Origin of the sequence: Allobosea spartocytisi (genome assembly GCF_014764685.1) — a bacterium.
Lineage (GTDB): Bacteria > Pseudomonadota > Alphaproteobacteria > Rhizobiales > Beijerinckiaceae > Allobosea > Allobosea spartocytisi.
This window is the reverse complement of sequence record NZ_JACXWY010000011.1, coordinates 43,715-63,759: the sequence shown is the minus strand read 5'-3', so window position 1 is coordinate 63,759 and position 20,045 is coordinate 43,715. Positions and strand designations below refer to the sequence as shown.

At 65.0% G+C, this 20,045-nt stretch carries 16 protein-coding genes; 6 read left to right on the top strand and 10 right to left on the bottom strand.

All coding sequences use genetic code 11. The annotated features are described in order from the left end of the window. Positions 1-23 precede the first annotated feature (23 nt). Positions 24-2,366, bottom strand: coding sequence for a beta-glucosidase BglX (bglX, locus tag IED13_RS17535; RefSeq protein WP_191124983.1), 2,343 nt, complete (start codon positions 2,364-2,366; stop codon positions 24-26). Between the two features lie 352 nt (positions 2,367-2,718). Here bglX and IED13_RS17530 point away from each other — a divergent pair, with 352 nt between their 5' ends. Continuing rightward, complete coding sequence (locus tag IED13_RS17530) at positions 2,719-4,326, top strand: glucan biosynthesis protein G (RefSeq protein ID WP_282568287.1); 1,608 nt, start codon at positions 2,719-2,721, stop codon at positions 4,324-4,326. A 93-nt stretch (positions 4,327-4,419) separates the two neighbouring features. Here IED13_RS17530 and IED13_RS17525 read toward each other — a convergent pair whose 3' ends face one another. Then, positions 4,420-5,628 (bottom strand): MFS transporter, encoded by a 1,209-nt coding sequence (locus IED13_RS17525; RefSeq protein WP_113254959.1) that lies wholly within the window; start codon positions 5,626-5,628, stop codon positions 4,420-4,422. Positions 5,629-5,690: 62 nt separating this feature from the next. Further along, the gene (locus IED13_RS17520; RefSeq protein WP_038363802.1) at positions 5,691-6,137 is read right to left on the bottom strand and encodes a VOC family protein; all 447 of its coding nucleotides are present in this window, start codon (positions 6,135-6,137) and stop codon (positions 5,691-5,693) included. A gap of 679 nt (positions 6,138-6,816) precedes the next feature. Between IED13_RS17520 and IED13_RS17515 the strand changes: the two genes are divergently transcribed. The 4 genes from IED13_RS17515 to IED13_RS17500 all read left to right on the top strand — a co-directional run bounded on the left by IED13_RS17515 (position 6,817) and on the right by IED13_RS17500 (position 10,910). Further along, complete coding sequence (locus IED13_RS17515; RefSeq protein WP_191124919.1) at positions 6,817-7,467, top strand: hypothetical protein; 651 nt, start codon at positions 6,817-6,819, stop codon at positions 7,465-7,467. Beyond that, on the top strand, positions 7,454-8,365 hold the full coding sequence (locus IED13_RS17510) for a hypothetical protein (RefSeq protein WP_191124918.1): 912 nt from the start codon (positions 7,454-7,456) through the stop codon (positions 8,363-8,365). Before IED13_RS17515 ends, IED13_RS17510 begins: the two co-directional genes overlap by 14 nt. A 683-nt stretch (positions 8,366-9,048) precedes the next feature. After that, the gene (locus IED13_RS17505) at positions 9,049-10,128 is read left to right on the top strand and encodes a transposase (RefSeq protein WP_191124917.1); all 1,080 of its coding nucleotides are present in this window, start codon (positions 9,049-9,051) and stop codon (positions 10,126-10,128) included. 155 nt (positions 10,129-10,283) lie between these two features. Beyond that, complete coding sequence (locus IED13_RS17500) at positions 10,284-10,910, top strand: ABC transporter substrate-binding protein (RefSeq protein WP_191124916.1); 627 nt, start codon at positions 10,284-10,286, stop codon at positions 10,908-10,910. Positions 10,911-11,222: 312 nt separating this feature from the next. Here the strand turns inward: IED13_RS17500 and IED13_RS17495 are convergent, their stop codons facing one another. The 6 genes from IED13_RS17495 to IED13_RS17475 form a co-directional block, all read right to left on the bottom strand. Continuing rightward, on the bottom strand, positions 11,223-12,380 hold the full coding sequence (locus IED13_RS17495) for a serine hydrolase domain-containing protein (RefSeq protein ID WP_191124915.1): 1,158 nt from the start codon (positions 12,378-12,380) through the stop codon (positions 11,223-11,225). Positions 12,381-12,442: 62 nt separating this feature from the next. Then, positions 12,443-13,879 carry an ABC transporter substrate-binding protein gene (locus IED13_RS28905; protein WP_248312652.1) on the bottom strand — a complete coding sequence of 479 codons (1,437 nt, stop codon included), beginning with the start codon at positions 13,877-13,879 and terminating at the stop codon, positions 12,443-12,445. A gap of 173 nt (positions 13,880-14,052) precedes the next feature. Then, complete coding sequence (locus tag IED13_RS17490; RefSeq protein WP_191124914.1) at positions 14,053-15,111, bottom strand: ABC transporter ATP-binding protein; 1,059 nt, start codon at positions 15,109-15,111, stop codon at positions 14,053-14,055. After that, positions 15,108-16,106: an ABC transporter ATP-binding protein gene (locus IED13_RS17485; RefSeq protein ID WP_191124913.1), complete on the bottom strand. Its 999-nt coding sequence runs from the start codon at positions 16,104-16,106 to the stop codon at positions 15,108-15,110. The genes IED13_RS17490 and IED13_RS17485 overlap by 4 nt, the downstream gene beginning before the upstream one ends. Next, on the bottom strand, positions 16,103-16,960 hold the full coding sequence (locus IED13_RS17480; protein ID WP_191124912.1) for an ABC transporter permease: 858 nt from the start codon (positions 16,958-16,960) through the stop codon (positions 16,103-16,105). The genes IED13_RS17485 and IED13_RS17480 overlap by 4 nt, the downstream gene beginning before the upstream one ends. Position 16,961: 1 nt before the next feature. Beyond that, positions 16,962-17,897: an ABC transporter permease gene (locus IED13_RS17475; RefSeq protein WP_191124911.1), complete on the bottom strand. Its 936-nt coding sequence runs from the start codon at positions 17,895-17,897 to the stop codon at positions 16,962-16,964. A 337-nt stretch (positions 17,898-18,234) separates the two neighbouring features. Between IED13_RS17475 and IED13_RS17470 the strand changes: the two genes are divergently transcribed. Then, positions 18,235-18,762, top strand: coding sequence for a MarR family winged helix-turn-helix transcriptional regulator (locus IED13_RS17470; protein WP_191124910.1), 528 nt, complete (start codon positions 18,235-18,237; stop codon positions 18,760-18,762). 74 nt (positions 18,763-18,836) lie between these two features. On the opposite strand, the gene pcaF is transcribed toward IED13_RS17470, so the two are convergent. Next, a complete protein-coding gene (gene pcaF, locus IED13_RS17465; protein ID WP_191124909.1) occupies positions 18,837-20,045 on the bottom strand; it encodes a 3-oxoadipyl-CoA thiolase in 1,209 nt (402 codons plus the stop codon).

Below are 20,045 nucleotides of genomic sequence, written 5' to 3'. Positions count from 1 at the left end.
GCCTGCCCCGCTTCGGGAACGCGTCAGACGAGCTCGAAGCTCTGCACCAGGACGTCGTGCGAATCGAGGCCGAGCTGCACGTCGAAGCGCCCGTTCTCGACCACTTCCTTGAGCTCGCCATTGATGAATTTGAGCTCGTCCTCGCCGATCTCGAAACGCACGACGCGGCTCTCGCCCGGCTTGAGCGTGACCTTCTGGAAGCCCTTCAGCTCCTTCACCGGCCGCGCGATCGAGGCGTAGGGGTCGGCGATGTAGAGCTGCACGACATTGGCGCCCTCATAGCTGCCCTCATTGGTCAGCGTCGCCTCGGCGCTCAGCTTCTGGCCGCGCTTGAGGCGCGTGGCCGAAAGCTTCAGATCCTTCAGCGTGAAGCGGCTGTAGCTCAGGCCGAAGCCGAAGGGATAGAGCGGGCCTTGCGCCTCCTCGAAATATTGCGAGGTGTAGTTGCCCGGCTTGCCCTCGGTATAGGGCCGGCCGATGCGCAGCGCGTTGTAATAGGTCGGGATCTGACCGACCGAGCGCGGGAAGCTGATCGGCAGCTTGGCGGAGGGGTTGTGATCGCCGAACAGCACGTCGGCGATGGCATTGCCGCCTTCGGTGCCGGTGTACCAGGTCTCCAGCAGCGCGTCGGCATTGTCCTTCTCCCAGCCGATCGCGAGCGGCCGGCCGTTCATCAGCACGACGACGAGCGGCTTGCCGGTCGCCTTGAGCGCCTGCAGCAGGCGGCGCTGCGAACCGGGCATGTCGATGCTGACGCGGCTCGAGGATTCATGCGACATCCCGCGCAACTCGCCGACGGCGGCGATCACCACATCGGCCTGGCTGGCGACCGAGACGGCTTCCTCGATCATCGCCTCGATGGAGCGAGGGTCCTGGACGACCTCGGGTTTGTCCCAGTTCAGGAAGTTGAGGTACTCGACCACTTTCTGGTCGTCGATGACGTTGGAGCCGCGGGCGGTGACGAGGCGCGCCTTGCCCTCGATCGCCGCCTCGAGGCCGGCGCGCAGCGTCACTGCCTGCTCGGGCACGCCCTGGGCCGACCAGCTTCCGAGGATGTCGAGCCCGGAATCGGCCAGCGGGCCGATCAGCGCGATGGTGCCTTGCTTCTTCAGCGGCAGGGTCTGGTTGCGGTTCTCCAGCAGCACGATGGTCTCGCGGGCGATCTCGCGGGCCGGCTGGCGGTTGAGGCGGCTGTCGGCCTTGACGTCGACGGGGTCGTCCTCGGGCTTGCCCATGCGCAGGAACGGATCGGCGAACAGGCCCATATCGTATTTCGCGCCCAGCACCTCGCGGACGCAGGCGTCGATCTCGGCCATCTTGATCTCGCCCGAGGCGATCAGCCCCGGCAATTCGGCGAGATAGACCTGATCGGCCATGCTGAGGTCGATGCCGGCCTTGATGGAGAGCTTGGCCGCCTCGCGATTGTCGCGCGCGACGCCGTGTCGCGTCAGCTCGGTGATTGCGCCGTGATCGCTGACGGTGACGCCCTTGAAGCCCCATTCCTTGCGCAGGAGATCCTGCAGCAGCCAGGTATTGGAGGTCGCGGGGACGCCGTTGATGGAGTTGAGCGCGACCATGACGCCGCCGGCGCCGGCATCGATCGCGGCCTTGTAAGGCGGCAGATAGGTCTGGCGCATCCGCAGCGGGCTCATATCGACCGTGTTGTAGTCGCGCCCGCCCTCGACCGCGCCGTAAAGCGCGAAATGCTTGACCGCCGCCATGATGGTGTCGGGCTTGTCGGGCGAGGTGCCCTGGAAGCCGCGCACGCTGGCGCGGGCGCATTCGGAAACGAGATAGGGGTCCTCGCCGAAGCCTTCGGAGGTGCGGCCCCAGCGCGGGTCGTGGCCGATATCGACCATCGGCGCGAAGGTCATGTCGACGCCGTCATTGCAGGCCTCGACGGCCGAGACGCGGGCCATCCGCTCGATCACGGCCATGTCGAAGCTCGACGCCAGCCCGAGCGGGATGGGGAAGGTGGTGCGGTGGCCGTGGACCACGTCATAGGCGAAGAACAGCGGAATCTTGAGGCGGCTGCGCTTGACGGCGGCCTCCTGCAGCGGCCGATTGTCGCGCCGGATGACGGTGTTGAAGGAGCCTGCGATGCGCCCGGCTGCGACCTCGTCCATCAGCTTGGCATGCGGCATTTCGGGGCCGATGCTGATCAGGCGGAGCTGGCCGATCTTCTCGTCGACGGTCATGCGTTTGATAAGGTCGTCGACGAACGCCTTCTTGGCGGCGTCAGAGGGCTTTCCGGCCCGTTTCGGCGTTGCTAGTGCGGGATTCGCGGTCATTCCCACCGCCAGCGCGGCCCATGAGATGGCCCCGAGCGCCTGCCGCCGGGACAGGCCGTTCCTGCTCTCCTCCATGCGGGAACCATCCCCTCGCCGGTCGGCGACTGGCACGCTGTTCTGATTGTCCATGCTGTGTTCGTTCACTTCGATCGAGGTTGGCGGGGGAGGCGCGGGCGCGGGTCGAATTGGTCGGCGCTCATTCCTTGACCCTTGTCCCCACGATGGGCATGTGTGCTCGGACGCGCCTCTGCCAGTGCAGGACCGGCGCACGTCCTGCCATTCGTTATGTAAGGGAGCTTCTGTGAACTTGTCGACCCGTCCCGCGGCCGCACCCTGCGATCCGACCCGACGTTTCTCGATCCGGTCCACCCAGGCTTCGTTCGGATTCAAGCCTTCCCGGCGGAGGCCCGGCCTTGCAAGGCTGCAGGTGGCTCTGGGCTGGCTGGTGGCCGGCACGCTCGCCTTCTGCGCCTCGGCGATGGCGCAGGAACGCCCGGCCTTCGGGCTGGGCGAGGTGGTGGCGCGGGCGAAGGCGCTGGCGGCGGCGCCCTATGCCGCGCCGGTCAGCAACCTGCCCGACGTCTTCAGCAAGATGCAGTTCTTCGACTACCAGAAGATGCAGCCCCGGCGCGATCGCTTCGCCTGGTCCGAGCTGGACACGCCGTTCAAGCTGTCCTTCTACCACCAGGGCATGCAGTTCAACACGCCGGTCAGGATCAACGAGATCGTCGACGGCGCCGTGAAGGAGATCCCCTACGATCCCGGCCGCTTCGATTTCGGCGACCTGCATTTCGACCGCGAGCAGACCAGCAAGCTCGGCTGGGCCGGGTTCCGGGTGTTGTTTCCGGTCAACGAGCCCGGCAAGAACGACGAGATCATGAGCGTGCTGGGCGCGAGCTATTTCCGCGTCATCGGCAAGGGCCAGATCTATGGGCTGTCCGGGCGCGGGCTCGGCATCGACACCGGCCTGTCGATTCCGGAGGAGTTCCCCGCCTTCCGCGAATTCTGGATCCGCCGCCCGGCGGCGCTGGACACGTCGCTGACCTTCTATGCCCTGCTCGATTCCCCGCGTGCGACCGGCGCCTATGAATTCACCCTGACGCCCGGTTCCGACGCGGTGCTCGCCGTCAAGGCGCGCGTCTTCCAGCGCCCCGGCGGGAAGCCGGCCCTGTTCGGCGTCGCACCGCTCACCAGCATGTTCCTGTACGGCCCCAACCAGCCGTCGCCGGTCTATAATTTCCGCCCCGCGATCCATGATTCCAACGGGCTCGCGATTCATGCCGGCAATGGCGAATGGATCTGGCGTCCGCTCAACAACCCGCCGATGGTGGCGCTCAGCAGCTTCGCGGCCGAGAATCCGAAAGGCTTCGGCCTGCTCCAGCGCGGCCGCTCCTTCTCGCGCTACGAGGATCTGAAGGACCGCTACGATTTGCGCCCGAGCGCCTGGATCGAGCCGATGAACGACTGGGGCAAGGGCTCGGTCCGCCTCGTCGAGATTCCGACCGCGGACGAGACCAACGACAACATCGTCGCCTTCTGGGCGCCGGACACGCTTCCGCCCCCCGGCCAGCCGATGCAGTTCGACTACCGCATGCACTGGACCATGGATGAGCCGGCCATCATGAAGGACGGCCCGGCCCATGTGCTGCAGACGCTGCGTGCTACGGGCGAAATCTATCAGTCCAACCTGATCCGCGCCGGCGACGGCACGCTCGCCTTCCTCGTCGATTTCAAGGGGGAGCGGTTGCGCGACCTGCCTCAGGGTGCGCCGGTCACGGCGCTCGTCAGCGCCAACGACAATGTCGAGGTCGTGGGCACGCTGCTCCAGCCCAACCCGGCCATCCAGGGCTGGCGCCTGACCTACCGGATCAAGGTCAAGGACTCCACCAAGGTGTCCGAGCTGCGGGCCGCGCTGGAGGCGGATGGGCGCACGCTTACCGAGACCTGGAGCTTCCAGCTTCCGCCGCTGCCGGCCAGCATGTCGCCCGGCGACAGGGAGCGTTATCTCAATCTCCTGCGGATTGGGCAGCAGTAGTGCTGCGAGCCGGGGGCATCCGCCCTCGACGCGACGATCCCGCGCCGGGCACCGACCCCGCGCGGGCAGGCGCCGTATCGGCTGGGCGCGCTGTCATGCCGGTGCCATGTCCCGCTGCCTGCCGGCGAACGGCCGGAAGGTCATCAGGACCAGCATCGCCGCCAGCCCCAGGGCCCAGGAGGCGGCATACATCGGCACATAGCTGGCGAAATGGTCATAGATCATGCCGCCGAAGAGGGGGCCGATGGACATGCCGAGGCTGCCGGCCATCGCCGTGCCGCCGATGATCGTGCCCATCATCCTGAGCGGGAAGTTCTCGCGGATGATCACGGCGTAGAGCGGCATCGTGCCGGCATAGATGAAGCCGACCACCACCGCGACGGCATAGAAGCCGGCGAGCTCCCCGACGAAGGCATAGGCGAGCACGCCGAAGGCCTGCGCCAGCAATCCGATGACGAGAACGCGCTGGGCGCCGAAGCGGTCGCCCGCGACACCAAAGCCGATGCGGCCGAACATGCCGGCCAGCCCCTCGACGCTGTAGATCGAGACCGCCGCGATCATCGGGATGCCGCAGGTCACGGCGTAGCTCACCGTGTGGAAGATCGGGCCGGAATGGGTGGCGCAGCAGAAGAAGTTCGCCAGCATCAGCGTGATGAACTGCGGCGAGCGCACGGCCTGCCGGACCGTCATCCCTTCTTGCGGGCCCTCCGTCATCGCCCCGGCCTCGGCGTGATCGAGCGCGGGCGGACGGCGCACGAGGAGCGCGGCCGGGATCATCAGCGCCGCCGCAATGCCGGCGATGATCAGCATGGCGCCGCGCCAGTCATGGATGGTCACCAGCCAGGCCGCGAGCGGCGCCATGGTCATCGGCGCCATGCCCATGCCGGCGGAGACGAGCGAGACGGCAAGCGCGCGCTGCGTCTCGAACCAGCCGGTGACGCAGGCCATCATCGGTGCGAAGACGGCGGCCGTCGCGCCGCCGACCAGGAGACCGAACAGGAGCTGGAACTCGACCAGCGACTGCGCCCGGCTGGCGAGCGCGAGGCTCGATGTCAGCACGATCGATCCCGTCAGCACCACCGGGCGCGGCCCGAACCGGTCGGAGAGGTTGCCCCAGACCATGCTGGCGCCCGCCATGGCGAGGAAGCCGATCGTCATCGCCGTGGAGATGCCGGTGACCGACCAGCCGGTGTCCTGCGACATCGGCCGCAGGAAGACGGGCAGCGAGAACATGGCCCCGACCGCGGCGCAGCCCAGCAGGGCACCCGCGGCGACGATCACCCAGCGATAGGGATGGTTCATGACATTCTCCGGGATGCGCCGGCGCCGGCATCCATATCCTTCAACCGGTGTTTCGGGGCGGATCAGCTCTGCGGCGGCCGCCAATCGGCCGAGGGCAGGGTGTTGACCATCCAGGGGATGCCGAACTTGTCGACAAGCGAGCCGAAGCCGGGCGACCAGAAGGTCTCGGCGAACGGCATGCCCACCTTGCCGCCTTCCGAGAGCTGCTCGAACCAGCGCTGGCTCTGCGCCTTGTCGGTGCCGTGCAAGGTGACGTCGAAGCCGTTCTTGGGCTTGTCGATGTTGGAGGCCCAGCCGACATCCATGTCGGCACCCATCAGGGCCTGGTCGCCGACCTCCAGCCAGCAATGCATCAGCCAGCTCTTGTACTTCTCGTCGCTGATCGGCATGCCGGGAGGCGCGTCGGCATAGGGAATGGCGGCGGTGATCTTGCCGCCCAAGACCTTGGCGTAGAATTCAAATGCCTCGCGGCACTGACCGCGGAAGCTCAGGCTGGTCACGATCTTCATGGTCGTCTCCTTTGTGATCGGGCTTCGGCGCGCATCAGGCGAGATCGATGGGGCCTTCCGCACCGGGCTCGCCTGTCGGCCGGCGCGTCACCTCGACGATCCCCACCGTCGTCGAAGAGCGAGGCGCAAAGGGGCGCCGCATCTTCCGCGTGGCCGCCCCGGAACATCAGGACGTGCAGCATCGTGGACACGGTCCGATTCCTTCCAGGCGGGCGCGGAGAACGGTTGCCCTAGCCGGTCGGCGGTTTCTTCTTCGTTGATATCAACGTAATGATCGCGCCGATGTCAACCTTGCGGCCGCGCGTTCCTGCCAGTTCCTGTCACCTGAGAGACGGCGCGTTTGAGAGAAGGCGGCCTTGGCTGGCAGCGCTTCCGGGCGGCAGGTTAGCGCCAATGGTGTTTGCAGTGGGCACCCTGTTCCGGCGCGGCCATCGTCCGGTGGGGCGGCCGTGACCGGCCGAAGCAAGAAAAAACCCTGCAAGAGCTGAGTCTTGCAGGGTTCGAAAATGGTGGGCGCGACAGGGATCGAACCTGTGACCCCTACGATGTCAACGGCATGCGCCACCGTTGCAAGCGAATGCAATCAAGCACTTAGCGATCACGCTCGCTCTCCTCGAAACCCGGTGTTCCGCCGGTTTCGCGGCTCTGCTTTGAGATTGCTTTCAGACGGTCCGGCACGATGACCGCGCGTCTGACGGATCTCCTGACGCCGGATGGTCGGCGCGCGCTCGATGGCATCCTCGCCGAATCGAGGACCATGCTCGGCGCGATCCAACCGATCCAGGCCATCGCGAACCGGTCGATCGATCTCTTCGATATCCTGACCGGGGGCGGCGTCTCGCCTGCGGATATCTGCCGGCTCCTCGCCGAAGGCGGAATTTTGGCCCAGGACGGGAAGGCCCTGAACAAGGGAACGCTGACGGGTGCGCTGTCCCGAGCTCGCAAATCAGTGAGGCGTCCTGAATCCGCTGCAAGCCAAGCCCGGCTGCAACCGGCTGCACCCGGCTGCACAGGACTGCAGAATGCGCCGCAGGGCTGCACGGGGCTGCAGATCGCTGCTGCCGACGACATTCCGCTGCATCAGACGTCAAATCGAGGCGATGGGCTTCCGGCCACTGCAACTGGCTGCGGGGTGCTGCAGATCGCTGCGGCCAGCGCCGCACCGCTGCAACCACCTGCGTTGCCGCCCGCTTCGGAGAAAGGGGGAGAAAAAGGGGGGCGCGGCCCTCCCGCTCCGTCGCAAAGGCGCGACGGCGTGTCACCGGCCATGCATCGCGGAGCGAGGCTTTTGGCCCTGAATAATCTGGAGAATAAGCATGACGAAGTCTGACATGGAAGTGGTCGGGAACGGCGCTCGCAAGAGCGGAGCCGGCGACATCAAGCCGCCGCCAGAAGCCTCGGCCAGGGCGACCGTAGCCGCTAACTCTGGGGCGCCGTCGGCTCGGCCGTCGCGGTACTTCTACGACATCACGGCGGACGGGACCCATCAAGGCAAGAGCACGATCGCTACCCGCCTCAGGGCTCATTGCGAGGACGCCGGGCTGTCGGTCACGATGGTTCGCATCGAATCCGAGCACGTCGCGAAAGGTCTCGGTGACGACGACGTCCTCGTGCCGGTCGAGGAAATCGGCCAGGCCGGTAGGGTCGTGGGCGGCATCGTGGGTGTGATGGAGCCCGCATTGACGGCGGTGACGCGCATGATCGAACGCGGTGGCGTTGTCGTTATGGACTGGGGCGGGGGCCTCGGGGAATACCGGCTCGAGCTGCTCGCGGCCACCGGGCTGGATCATGTGCTCGCCCAGGAAAACATCCCCGCCTGGACGATCGTGGTCGCCACGGACATCGAGACGAGTATGGCGCAGGCATTGCGCGTGCTCGAAAGGACCGCGCTGATGGCGCCGGAGTTGCAGCGCGCAGTGGTCTTGAACAGGCTCCATGGAGCTTTCGACGCCGCATCGTCCACGCCTCAGGGCCGCAGGAAAGACGCGCTCCTTTCCCACAAGGGTCTCGGTGCGACACTTAACTTTCCTTTGGTGTCGGGCCAGTCGATGGCGGCGCTGGCTCCGCTCGGGCTCGACCACCGGGCGATGCTGGAACTGATCCCTGAGGAGGTTGCGAGGCGCTTGGGGATCTCGCCTTTCCTCGCTCGCGCGCTGCTGGCTCATTTCGCCGCCTGGTACGCCAAGTCCACGGAGGAGATGGAGAAGATCGCCCCCTTTTCCGAATAGGGATGCGAACACGCATTTTCTTTTGCGCCTTTGGGAAATGGAACGAGCAGGTATCACTGCCACAGCGAAAGCTGTTTACTGGCGCAAAATACGATCGGGCTATGTACATGCTGCTATATCGGATCTCGTCGATCCGACTTGGCGGGCAATATTCACAGTGATTTTTCATTTCGAGAAATGGCTGATGAAACGCCTTGATCTGAAATAGGTGAGCACCAGGGAGGGGGAAAATGCCCCTCCCATTCGATCTTGACTGCCTAGTTGCCGGTCTGTCGGAGATTGAAATCAATGTTTGGACTGCACCCATAACGCCAGACGCGTTCGGTTAGATGTGCAGCCGGAAGGCATCGACTGCGCCTTGCCTCGCGTCGAGCGCCTGCTGGGCACCCAAGCGCTGCGTGCATGGCAGCTGCGGTGCAGTTTGCCCATGGACGGCAGCGAATTCTGTGATGTCGACGGTCAGCGCCGTATCGTCAGCGCGGCCATAGGAGCTCAAAGCTGCGTGGACAGACGTTGCGTCAAAATCCCGCACGGCAACTGCTCTGATACGCCGAATTTCTCGATGTCGTAGTCGATATAGCGATGCTCGGGGCAGGGTTCAGCAGCTGGAGACCCGCAAGAACCTACCGGCAATGCCGATTTTGTGATTCACTTTGGCCTCGGCGCAGTCAGCGGGCGGGCTCATGGACCAGCGTTCGTTTTTCGGGTTGTCGGAGCATCTTAAGCGGTTGAGTGCGAACGGCGATCCTCTTGAGGTTCTGGAGGGCGCCGTCGACTTTGAGTATTTCCGTGGCTGGCTGGTCGAGGGGCTCGGCTACGGCGAGGGGGCCAAGGGCGGACGTCCACCTTTCGACCCGGTCTCGATGTTCAAGGCACTGATCCTGCAGGCGCAGCACAATCTGAGCGATGCGAAGATGGAGTTCATGATCCGGGACCGGCTGTCCTGGATGCGCTTCCTGCGCTTTGATCTCGGCGGGCCGACACCGGACGAGAACACGATCCGGCACTTCCGCAACAGGCTGACCGAGACCGGCACGCTGCGGCGGGTGATGAAGGCCTTCGACTGGCAGTTGCAGAAGAAGGGCTACATCCCGATGTCGGGCCAGATCGTCGATGCCTCGCTGGTGCCGGCACCGAAGCAGCGGAACACGGATAGCGAGAAGGAGGCGATCAAGGCCGGCAAGACGGCGAAGGAGATCTGGCAGGACGAGCCGAACAAGGCGGCGCAGAAGGACGTCGATGCCCGCTGGACGCTGAAGATCGGCGGCAAGATCCGCTATCGGCCCGATGGGACGCCCCTGCCGCAGATCGCCTTGCCGGTCTTCGGCTACAAGTCCCACATCGCGATCGACCGGCGTTTCGGCTTCATCCGGGAAAGCGCAGTGACCTCGGCTTCGCAGGCGGACGGGCGGATGCTGCCGCGGCTGGTGACGACGCAGAACACTTCTTCCGAGGTCTGGGCCGACAGCGCCTATCGCTCGCGGAAGAACGAGAAGTGGCTTTCCGCGAAGATGCTGGTCAGCCGGATCCATCGCCGCAAGCCGCCGGGACGGCCGATGCCGCAGCATGTCGCGCGCGCCAATGCCGGCAAGTCGTCAATCCGGGCGACGGTCGAGCATGTCTTCGCCCATCAGAAGAACCGGTTCGGCCTGTTCATCCGCACCATCGGCCTTGCGCGGGCCGAGGCGAAATTGACCCTCGCCAACATCGCCTACAATTTCGACAGGCTGATCTTCCATGAGCGTGCCGGCGCCAGGGGATGAGTCCGCCCGGAACCCGGTAGACGCACTGAAATCGGCCACCGTCGGTCGCCGATCAGACCCCGCAAACGCCGATCTTCGTTCTCGCGCCCGGCACCACCGTACGCATACGTCGAAATCACCAGGTTCTTGCGGGTCTCCAGCTGACGCACGCTCTCATGGCGCGCAAAGGGTTCACCTCTATCGCCTCTCTCAAAGGAGGCCGCGTCGGCATTCTCAATCAGACCGAAGGTACATTCTCACAGATACGAACGATGCTGGCGCGCCACGGACTTCAATATCCCGGCGATTACAACATTGTCGAAACGGGAGGAGTCCCTGCACGCCATAAGGCGCTGCTCTCTGGGACGATCGACGCGGGCCTGCAGTCGATTCCCTGGTGCTTCGAGGAGGAGGATCTGGGCATGACGAATTTGGGTTACGTCAGCGATGTGATCCCTGACTGGCAATTCGTCTCGGTCAATGCCGACCAGCGTTGGGCGGCAGGTAATGCTGGAGCTGTCGAGCGTTTTCTGAGAGTGCTCCGGGAGGCCACGGAGTGGGTCTACTCAAACAGGGACGCGGCCGCGCGGATCGCTGCGGAAAAATTGCCGACACGGCTCGACTACGCCGGACGCGCTTGGGATCATTATACCAATACCAATGCCCTGACGCGCGACATGCATCCCAGCGAAGCCGGTTTGAGTGAAGTCATCCGCGTCCAGAAGGCGAACGGCATCCTGCCCACGACCGCGTCGAACCAGACAGCGTCCTATTTGGACCTCCGCTATCTGGCCAAGGCCTGATCGGCGTAGCATCGGTCCGGGCCGGACTCCGGATAAATCGATACAAGTCGAGGATGCGGCCGCACCGCATCCGAGCTTTCGGCGGTGCGTCAATGCAACGATGGGCGGCAGGCCAGGATCAAGTCGGGTCAGCGAGCGCTTTCCGCTGCGTTGAGGTTGGCGAGAATCCGATCGAACATCGCGAAGAAGAGCGTATTCTGTTCGGTAGACAATCCCTTGTACGCCGTTTGACAGCCTGCATTCCGACCGGGCGATCTTGCGAAGAGCGACGACGCGCTGGGGATGCGCGCCATCTTTTCAGGCCCGTCGTGGTCAGCGACCGAGGCAGCTATTGAGCGCCGCCACCAGTGCTTGGGGGCGCTGACGGCCGGCCTGGGCCGGATCCATGGCGTTCATGGAGTAGCCGAAGCCGAGATTAAGATCAGGGTCGGCAAAAGCGGTCGCCCCGCCGGCGCCCAACATGCCGATCGTCCTCGGGCCGGTGCTCGGGAAGTTCTCGGTTGGCATGAGGAAACCGAGGGAAAGTGAGAGCAGCCGATCCTGCACGTCCTTCCCTGTCCATTGCACCTCCGCAGCGCGCTCGACGGCTGCCGCGCTCAATAGCCGGACGCCGTCGATCACGCCGCCGCAGGCCAGGACGCCGCAGATTCGCGCGAGCGCACGCGCATTCGTATGGGCGTTGACGGAGGGGATCTCGGCGCGCCGCCACTCGCGGCTGTTGAAATCCTCATCATCCCAGAAGATCTTCCAGCTCTTGGCGAAGATGTTCGTGCCTTCGTCGATCCAGGCCTGCGATATGTGGTCTTCCTTGTCCAGGAAGGTCGCGACACGCGCGTCCTCTTCGTCGCGGAGGCCAATCACGCAATCGATTCCAAGAGGCTCGGCGATCTCTTTGCGCAGGAACTCCCCGACCGAACGGTTCGTCACTCGCCGAAGAACCTCCCCGATGATGAAGCCGTAGTTCGCGGAATGATAACAGGGTGTCGTGCCCGGCTCCCACAGCGGCGCCGTCGCAGCCAGGCCTTCCGTCATGCGCGTCCAGTCATAGGCCATTCCAGGCGTAGCGCCGGCGACGATCGGGATACCGCAGCGGTGGTCCAGCAACCAGCGAACCTTTGTCTTTTCCTTTCCCGCCTGTCCGAACTCCGGCCAGTACGTCGTCACGAGTTCATCGACGTCGATCAGCCCGCGGTCGACGGCCATGTGGAAGGCGAGGGCGGTAATTTCCTTGGAGACCGACTGGACACAGCAGATGGTGTCCTTCTGCCAGGGCTCCTTTTGCGCGGCATCTGTGTTTCCGCCCCAGAGATCGACGACGGTCTCTCCGCGGATGGTCACGGATACCGACGCACCGACTTCACCGCGCGCGGTGAAGTTCTTGTAGAAGACATCCTTTACCGCGGCGAAGGCGGGACTGCAGAAGCCGCTTATTTCGATCGAGCGGTCAGGATTGTTGATGCTGCGCACCATCACGTCGTCTCCAGGAAAGGCATGTGCAAGCGGCGATTGGCGGCGGGAGCCGCCGATGCCGACTATTTGAGGCGAAGGTCGAGGGCCTTGTACAAGGTGACGGCCTGGTTGCCGTGCGCCTTCATGGGGGCGAGGCGAGGGCCCATGATCATGTAGGCCTGATCGTGGACGAGCGGCATCCACACATCGTCCTTGTGCACGATCAGCTGGGCCTGCTTGTAGGCCGCCTCGCGTTTCGCGGGGTCGGTGGCGGACCGTGCCTCCCAGACTAGCTTGTCGAACTCCGCGTTGCGCCAGTTCATGCGGTTCGGGACGGGGATTGCGGTCGATGCAAAGTTCTCCGACATCATCATGCCCGAGGTCAGGTATGGCTGCTGCAGCCCATACATCTCGAAGTCCTGCTGGGCGGCTCGCTGGAAGAACACGGCTCCGTCGAGCAGCTCGAGCTTGGCGTCGACGCCGATCTGGCGCAGAGAGCCCTGAATGGCCTGGGCGACGTCAGCCATGATTGGCGCGGGGATCACCACCACCGGAGCCAGGCGCACGCCGTCCTTGGCACGGAACCCGTCCGCTCCGCGGGACCATCCGGCCTGATCCAGCAACGCATTGGCTTCAGCCAGGTTGAAGCGGGACAGGACCGGCTCGAGCTCGGGATTGTAGTCGGTCGACTGGGGATGCGTATAGCTGTAGGCGGGGTCGGATCGGCCAAAGAACACGGTGCGGGCCAGTTCATCCCGGTTGATGGCCATGTTCATCGCCTTGCGCACGCGGGCGTCCGACACCATCGGGCGATCGGTCTTGAAACCGAGATACAGCAGCGAGAAGAAGGTCGCTGGCCGGACCACGGAGAATTGCCGGGCCGCCTCGAAGCGCGCGATTGACCAGCGCGGCACGTACTGCGTGAGATCCGCTTGCCCGGCCGTCATCGCGGCCATGCGGGTGCCTTCGTCTGGCACCTGCTTCAGGACGATCTGCTCGACATGCGCCGGGCCGCGGTTCTGATAGAAGTCGGGTCCCCATTTATAGTGGGGATTGCGCTTCAGGACGAGTTCGTTGCGGGGCAGCCAGCGCACCCAGCAGAACGGGCCTGTGCCGTTGAAATGCTTGACGCCGAAATCGGTCCCCAGCTTCTCGACCTCGTTGCGATCGATGATGGATGACGACACCTGCGTCAGGTTGATCAGCAGTTCCGAGTGCGGCTCGTTGAGTTCGTAGACGACCGTCGTGTCGCCCTCGGCTCTGATGTCCTTCACGCTTCCGGCCTGGTTTGCGAGCGGAGCCCGCGTCTCCGGCGCGATCCACCGCTTCAGCGAGAAGACGACGTCCTCGGCCTTCATCGGGCGGCCATCGCAGTAGCGGACGTCGTCTCGCAGCGTGAACCTGTAGGTCAGGCCGTCCGGCGAGGTGTTCCATGACGTCGCCAGCAGCGGCTTCACCGTCTTCTGATCATAGTCCAGCGCCAGCAGCGTATCGGCGAGCAGGAACGCGATCTCGGTCATCGGCCGGCTGACGACCTTGTTGGGATCGTAGCGCTCGGCTTCCGCCGCGCGCAGGATCGTGACCTGGCTCGTGCCCTGCGCCGAAGCGCTTGAGCCGGCGAGGGCGAACGCCAGCAAAAGGGTGGCCTTGAGCGATTTCGACATTCCTCTTTCCCTTTCGATCCGGTTCGCGATCAGGAGGCTTCGGCGGCAACCTGGGGGGCGTAGGCTCTTGCCAACGCCGTCAGCCGTGGCGAGACGAGTGCGGCCGGCGGCGGGGCGAATGGCGCAATCGTCGCGACGTGATGGCAGGCGACGACGTGATCGTCGGGCAGACGCACTGCCGGCGGTGGCGTCGTGCAGATTTCGGTGGCGTGCGGGCATCGTCCGCGGAATGCGCAGCCATCGGGTCTGTCGAACGGAGATGGAGGTTCGCCCTTCAGCCGCGCCCTGGCGTCCGGAACCGCACCCGCTCGCGGGATCGATGCCAGCAATGCCTGCGTGTAGGGATGCCGAGCCCCCGAGAACAGAACGTCCGAGGGAGCGCTTTCCACGATCTGTCCGAGATAGAGGACGGCGACGCGGTGGCTGATATGGCGAACCACCGCAAGATCATGGGCGATGAAGAGGTACGAGAGCCCGCGCTGTTCCTGCAGATCCTTCAGCAGGTTGATGATTTGTGCCTGAACGGAGACGTCGAGCGCGGAGACCGGTTCGTCGCAGACGATCAGCTGCGGATCGCAGGCAAGGGCCCGGGCGATGCCGATGCGCTGACGCTGCCCGCCACTGAACTGGTGCGGATAGCGTGAGGCGAGCTCCGGTGCGAGGCCGACATCCTCGAGAAGCCTGTCCACGGCTGCGTTCAGCGGAGCGCCCGAGAGACCGTGGTGAAGGCGCACGGGCTCGGCGATCAGTTGCCGGACGGTGAGGCGCGGATGCAGCGAGGCGTGCGGGTCCTGAAAGATGATCTGGATCTTGCGGCGAATCTCGCCCGAGGTCGCCAGCGCCTGCAGATCCTGGCCTCCGAACGTGATCGATCCGCCGCTCGTAGGCATCAGGCCCAGCAGCATTCGCCCGACCGTCGATTTCCCGCTGCCGCTTTCGCCGACGAGTCCCAGGGTCTCACCACGGTCGATCTCGAAGGATACGCCGTTCACCGCGTGGACTCCCCGACCGGCGCGGCGGAAGAATGACTGGGAGCCGAAGACTTTCTCTAGGTTGCGGACCGATAGAAGCTGTTCCCCATCCGTCATGCGCGGCCTCCGAGTCCGTCGGCGGTCGGTAGCGGCACGCGGAAGCATGCCGCACGGTGATCGGCCGCAGCCTCCAGGAGTGGCGGCGCCTCTCGCCGGCAGGTTTCCAGCACCCAGGGACATCTGTCCGCGAAGCGGCAGCCCGACTTGACGGTCCCGGGCAGCGGCACCCTGCCGCCGATGGTGGTCAGGCGTCGCTCGCGCACGCCGAGCTTGGGAAGCGAGCCCAGCAGGCCGATCGTGTAGGGGTGCTGGGGCTCGCGGAACAGGCTGGCGGCCGGTGCATGTTCGACCACCTGGCCGGCGTACATCACCATGACATGCGTGGCGATCTCGGCGACGGCGCCTAGATCATGCGAAATCAGAATCGTTCCCATCCCGCGCTGATCGCGTAGCGAGCGCAGGAGCTCCAGAATCTGGGCCTGGACCGTGACGTCCAGCGCCGTCGTCGGCTCGTCGGCGATGAGGATCGAAGGGTCCCCCGCCAGCGCGATGGCAATGACCACGCGTTGCCGCATGCCGCCCGACAGCTGATGGGGGTAGGCATCGACGCGCTGGGCCGGATCCGGGATGCCGACCTGGCGCAGCAGATCGATCGCCCGCGCCCGCGCCTGACCACGCGAGACCAGGCGGTGGGTCAGCAGCACCTCCGCGATCTGGTCGCCTATGTTGTAGACCGGATTCAGCGCCGTCATCGGGTCCTGGAAGACCATCGCGAGTTCGGTCCCGCATAGCCGCCGCCGCTGCCGGCTCGAAAGACCGCCGAGCTCTCGCCCGTCGAGCGTGATCGTGCCTCCTGCGGCCAGGTTGGGACCGAGCAGGTCCATCATCGCAAGAGCGGTGAGGCTCTTTCCGCTACCGCTTTCGCCGACGAGGCCAAGTGTCTCGCCGGCGCGGAGGACGAAGGAGACGCCTGCGACCAGGTCCACCCGGGAGCCATCGTCGCCATCGTAGACGACGGTCAGATCTTCGACGTCGAGCAGCGCCGGCTTCATAGGAGCCTTTTGTCCAGTTTGTCGCGCAGGGCGTCGCCGAGCACGTTGAGCGAAAGAACCAGCAGAAAGATCGCCAGGCTGGGATAGGTCGCCACATGCGGGGCAAAGGCCAGCACGTTGCGTCCTTCTGCGGCGAGAACGCCGAGTTCGGCCGTTGGTGGCGCGGCGCCGAGACCGAGGAAGTTGAGCCCGGCTCCGAGAAGGACGATGAATCCGAACCTCAGCGTCAGGAACACGAACACGGTCGGCACGCAGTTCCATGCCAGATACTTGAAGAAGAGCGTCGCGCGGCTGAGGCCGATGGCCTTGCCGCTTTGCATGTATTCCTGACGCGCCACGACCAGGGCGGCGGCCCGGGTGATGCGCCCCACCTCTGGGATCGTCGCGATCGCGAGCGCGATCGTCACGGGCAGGAGACCGGGGCCGAGGCTCGCGCCAAGTGCCAGGCCGAACAGCACGGCGGGAAACGACAGCAGGATGTCGAGCAGGCGGCCGATCGGTCCATCGGACGCTGGGAAGAAGACAGCCACCAGGCCGAGCAGCGCGCCGAAGACACTGCCGATCAGCAATGCGGTCAGGCTGGTGAGCAATGTCAGGCGTGTACCGTACATGATCCGGCTGAGCAGGTCGCGCCCCTGCATGTCCGTGCCGAGCCAATGCTCCCAACTCGGTTCCTGGAGCGCGGACGGCAGGTCGACTTGATACGGATCGTAAGGCGCGAGCTGCGGGGCGAAGATTGCAGCGAAGGTGATGACGCCGATCACTGTCGCTGCAGCGATCGTGGCGATCTGTCCCCGCGCCCGGCGGCGCTTCGATTTGGGGCCGGTCGTTACCTGCTTGGCTGCCACGGCCATCTCAGGACAACCTCGGATCGAGCGCAGAATAGAGGAGATCGACCATCAGGTTCACCATCACGAAAACACAGGCCATCAGCAGCAGCCCGCCCTGCGCGGTCGCATAGTCGCTGTTCATGATCGCGCCCACGATCAACCGCCCGACGCCCGGCCAAGCGAAGATCGTCTCGATGATCACGGTGCCGCCGAGCAGATGGCCGATCTGCATTCCAATCAGCGTGACGATGGGCAGGAGCGCGTTGCGCAGACCGTGCTTGATCACCACCCGGTATTCGGGAACCCCTTTCGCCCTGGCGAGCTTGATGTGCTCGGCATGCAGCGTCTCCAGAAGGGCAGTCCGCGAGATGCGGGCGATAGGCCCGATCAGCGTGAAGGCAGCCGTCAGGGCTGGCAGAGCAAGTCCCTGCAGGCCCTCCAGCGTCCACATGGGGCCGAGCCGCCCCGTGAAGGGCAGCAGCCCCCATTGCACACCGAAGGTGAGGATCAGCATGTAGCCGACCCAGAAGACGGGAAGGGATATGCCTGCGACCGCCAGGGCCATAATGCTTCGGTCGATGATCGTGCCGCGCTGCACAGCCGCGACGACGCCCAGTCCGATGCCGACCGGCACGGCGACGAGCAAAGCGGTCAGCACCAGCTCGGCGGTGGGGCCGAAAGCCTCGATCAGTTCTTCGAGCACGAGGCGGTTCGAGATGATCGACCGGCCGAGGTCTCCGACGATGACATCGCCGAAATAGTGGATCAGCTGGACGATCCAGGGCTTGTCGAGCCCCATCTCGATCCGCAGCTGCGACACCACCTGAGCCGATGCCGACTGCCCGGCAAGCAGCGCGGCCGGATCGCCCGGCACGACCCGCAGCAGCACGAATCCGAAGAGGATCGCTCCCGCCAAAACGGGCACCGACAGCACTAGGCGGGCGGATACGGCCTTCAGCAAGGCTCGACCCGGACAAGCCGGCCCTTTCTGGCGTTAGCGCGCGATCTGCGGAATTTCAGCACGTCCCTCTCCGCGGGGTTATCCCCTACTCGCGTCAGGAAGTTAGTTATGCTAACTAAGTTATAGGCGAAGTCGGGCTTGTCAATCCGGATTGTTGGTCTAAATCGCCGAGCGAGTTTCAAGTGTAGGTAGCGCCGCGTCCTTTTCGCCTCGGCATCTGCGGGAATGGAAGATTTGCACGAGGGCTCGCGGCGGCCGGTGCAGGAAGAATGAGTGGAGCGTCTTCCGGCAATCGCGCCGGGGCCGCGCTCGAAACGGAACGTCGGGGAGGGCCCGCATGGGTGACAGATCGGACACGGCCACGGCCCTGCTGGCTCCCGGCGGGTGCCGTCGACAGAGGCTGTCGGAGGAGGAGCGTCGGGCGCTGTATTCCGGCCCGTGGAATGTCGGATACCTGATCCGAACGGTCAGCCGCCGGGCGCGGGATCAGATCAAGGTTCTGCTCGGCGAGCAGGGTATCAACATCGGGATGTGGCCCTATCTCTGGGCCCTCTACAAGAAGGACGGCGTACCGCAGGTGGTCCTCGGGCGTTCAGTCAAGGCCGTAGGCCCCTCGGTCGTCAGCGCGGTCAACCAGCTCCAGCGCGCCGGGCTTGCGCGGCGCGTCCGGGATGAGCGGGACATGCGGGTCGCCAACATCCATCTGACCGACAAGGCGCGTGCGCTAAGGCCGCGTATCGAACAATGCGTCAGCGACGTGAACGAGCGCGCGCTGCAGTTCCTGTCCGATGAGGAGGTCGCCCTCCTCATTACCATCGTCGAGAAAATCAATGCCGGGCTCGATCAGGATGTTCGCCAGCCTTAGCATTGAAGTTACATAGTCACCGGCGAAACAGAGCCCGCATGCCTGCTGATCTGTTATCGAGTCGCTGCGCGTTGCTAGATCGCCTCGAGCGCGATAGCGATGCCTTGACCGACGCCGATGCACATGGTGGCGAGCGCGCGCTTCTTGCCCGTGAGCGAGAGTTCCAGCGCCGCTGTGCCCGCGATGCGGGCGCCCGACATGCCGAGCGGATGGCCGAGCGCGATGCCGCCGCCGTTCGGGTTTACATGGGCGCCGTCTTCCGGAATCCCGAGTTCGCGCAGGACCGCGATGCCCTGGCTGGCGAAGGCCTCGTTCAGCTCGACGATATCGAAATCGGAAGGCTGCACGCCGATCAGCTTGCAGAGCCTCTGGGTTGCGGGCGCGGGCCCGATGCCCATCACGCGGGGCGCGACGCCAGCGGTTGCGCCGGCCACGATGCGCGCAAGCGGCGTCAGGCCGAAGCGCTTCATCGCCGCTTCGGAGGCGACAATCAGCGCGGCCGCGCCGTCGTTGACGCCGGATGCGTTGCCGGCGGTTACGGTACCACCGTCTTTCCTGAAGGGCGTCGGCAGCTTGGCGAGCTTTTCGATCGTAGTGTCGCCACGCGGATGCTCGTCAGTGTTGACGATTGTCGCATCGCCCTTGCGGCTCGGGATCGTCACCTGGACGATCTCCCTTGCGAGCCGGCCGCTCGCTTGGGCTGCAACCGCCTTCTGCTGCGACCGGACGGCGAAAGCGTCCTGATCTTCGCGTGAGACCTTGTAATCGACCGCGACGTTCTCGCCGGTCTCCGGCATCGAATCGACGCCGTACTGCTTCTTCATCAGCGGGTTGACGAAGCGCCAGCCGATCGTGGTGTCGTGGATTTCGGCATGGCGCGAGAAGGCGCTCTCGGCCTTGGGCATGACGAAGGGCGCGCGGCTCATGCTCTCGACGCCGCCTGCGATGACGAGTTCGGCTTCGCCCGCCTTGATGGCGCGCGCGGCCGTGATCACGGCATCCATGCCAGAGCCGCAAAGCCGGTTCATCGTGGTGCCGGGCACAGTCTCGGGGAGGCCGGACAGCAGCAGCGACATGCGCGCGACGTTGCGGTTGTCCTCGCCCGCCTGGTTGGCGCAGCCGTAGATCACCTCGTCGATCGCGGCGGGATCGAGGTCGGCATTGCGCTCAAGCAGCGCCCTTAGCGGCACCGCGCCAAGATCATCCGCGCGCACAGCAGACAACGACCCACCAAACCGCCCGATCGGCGTGCGGATGTAATCGCAGATATAGGCCTCGGGCAT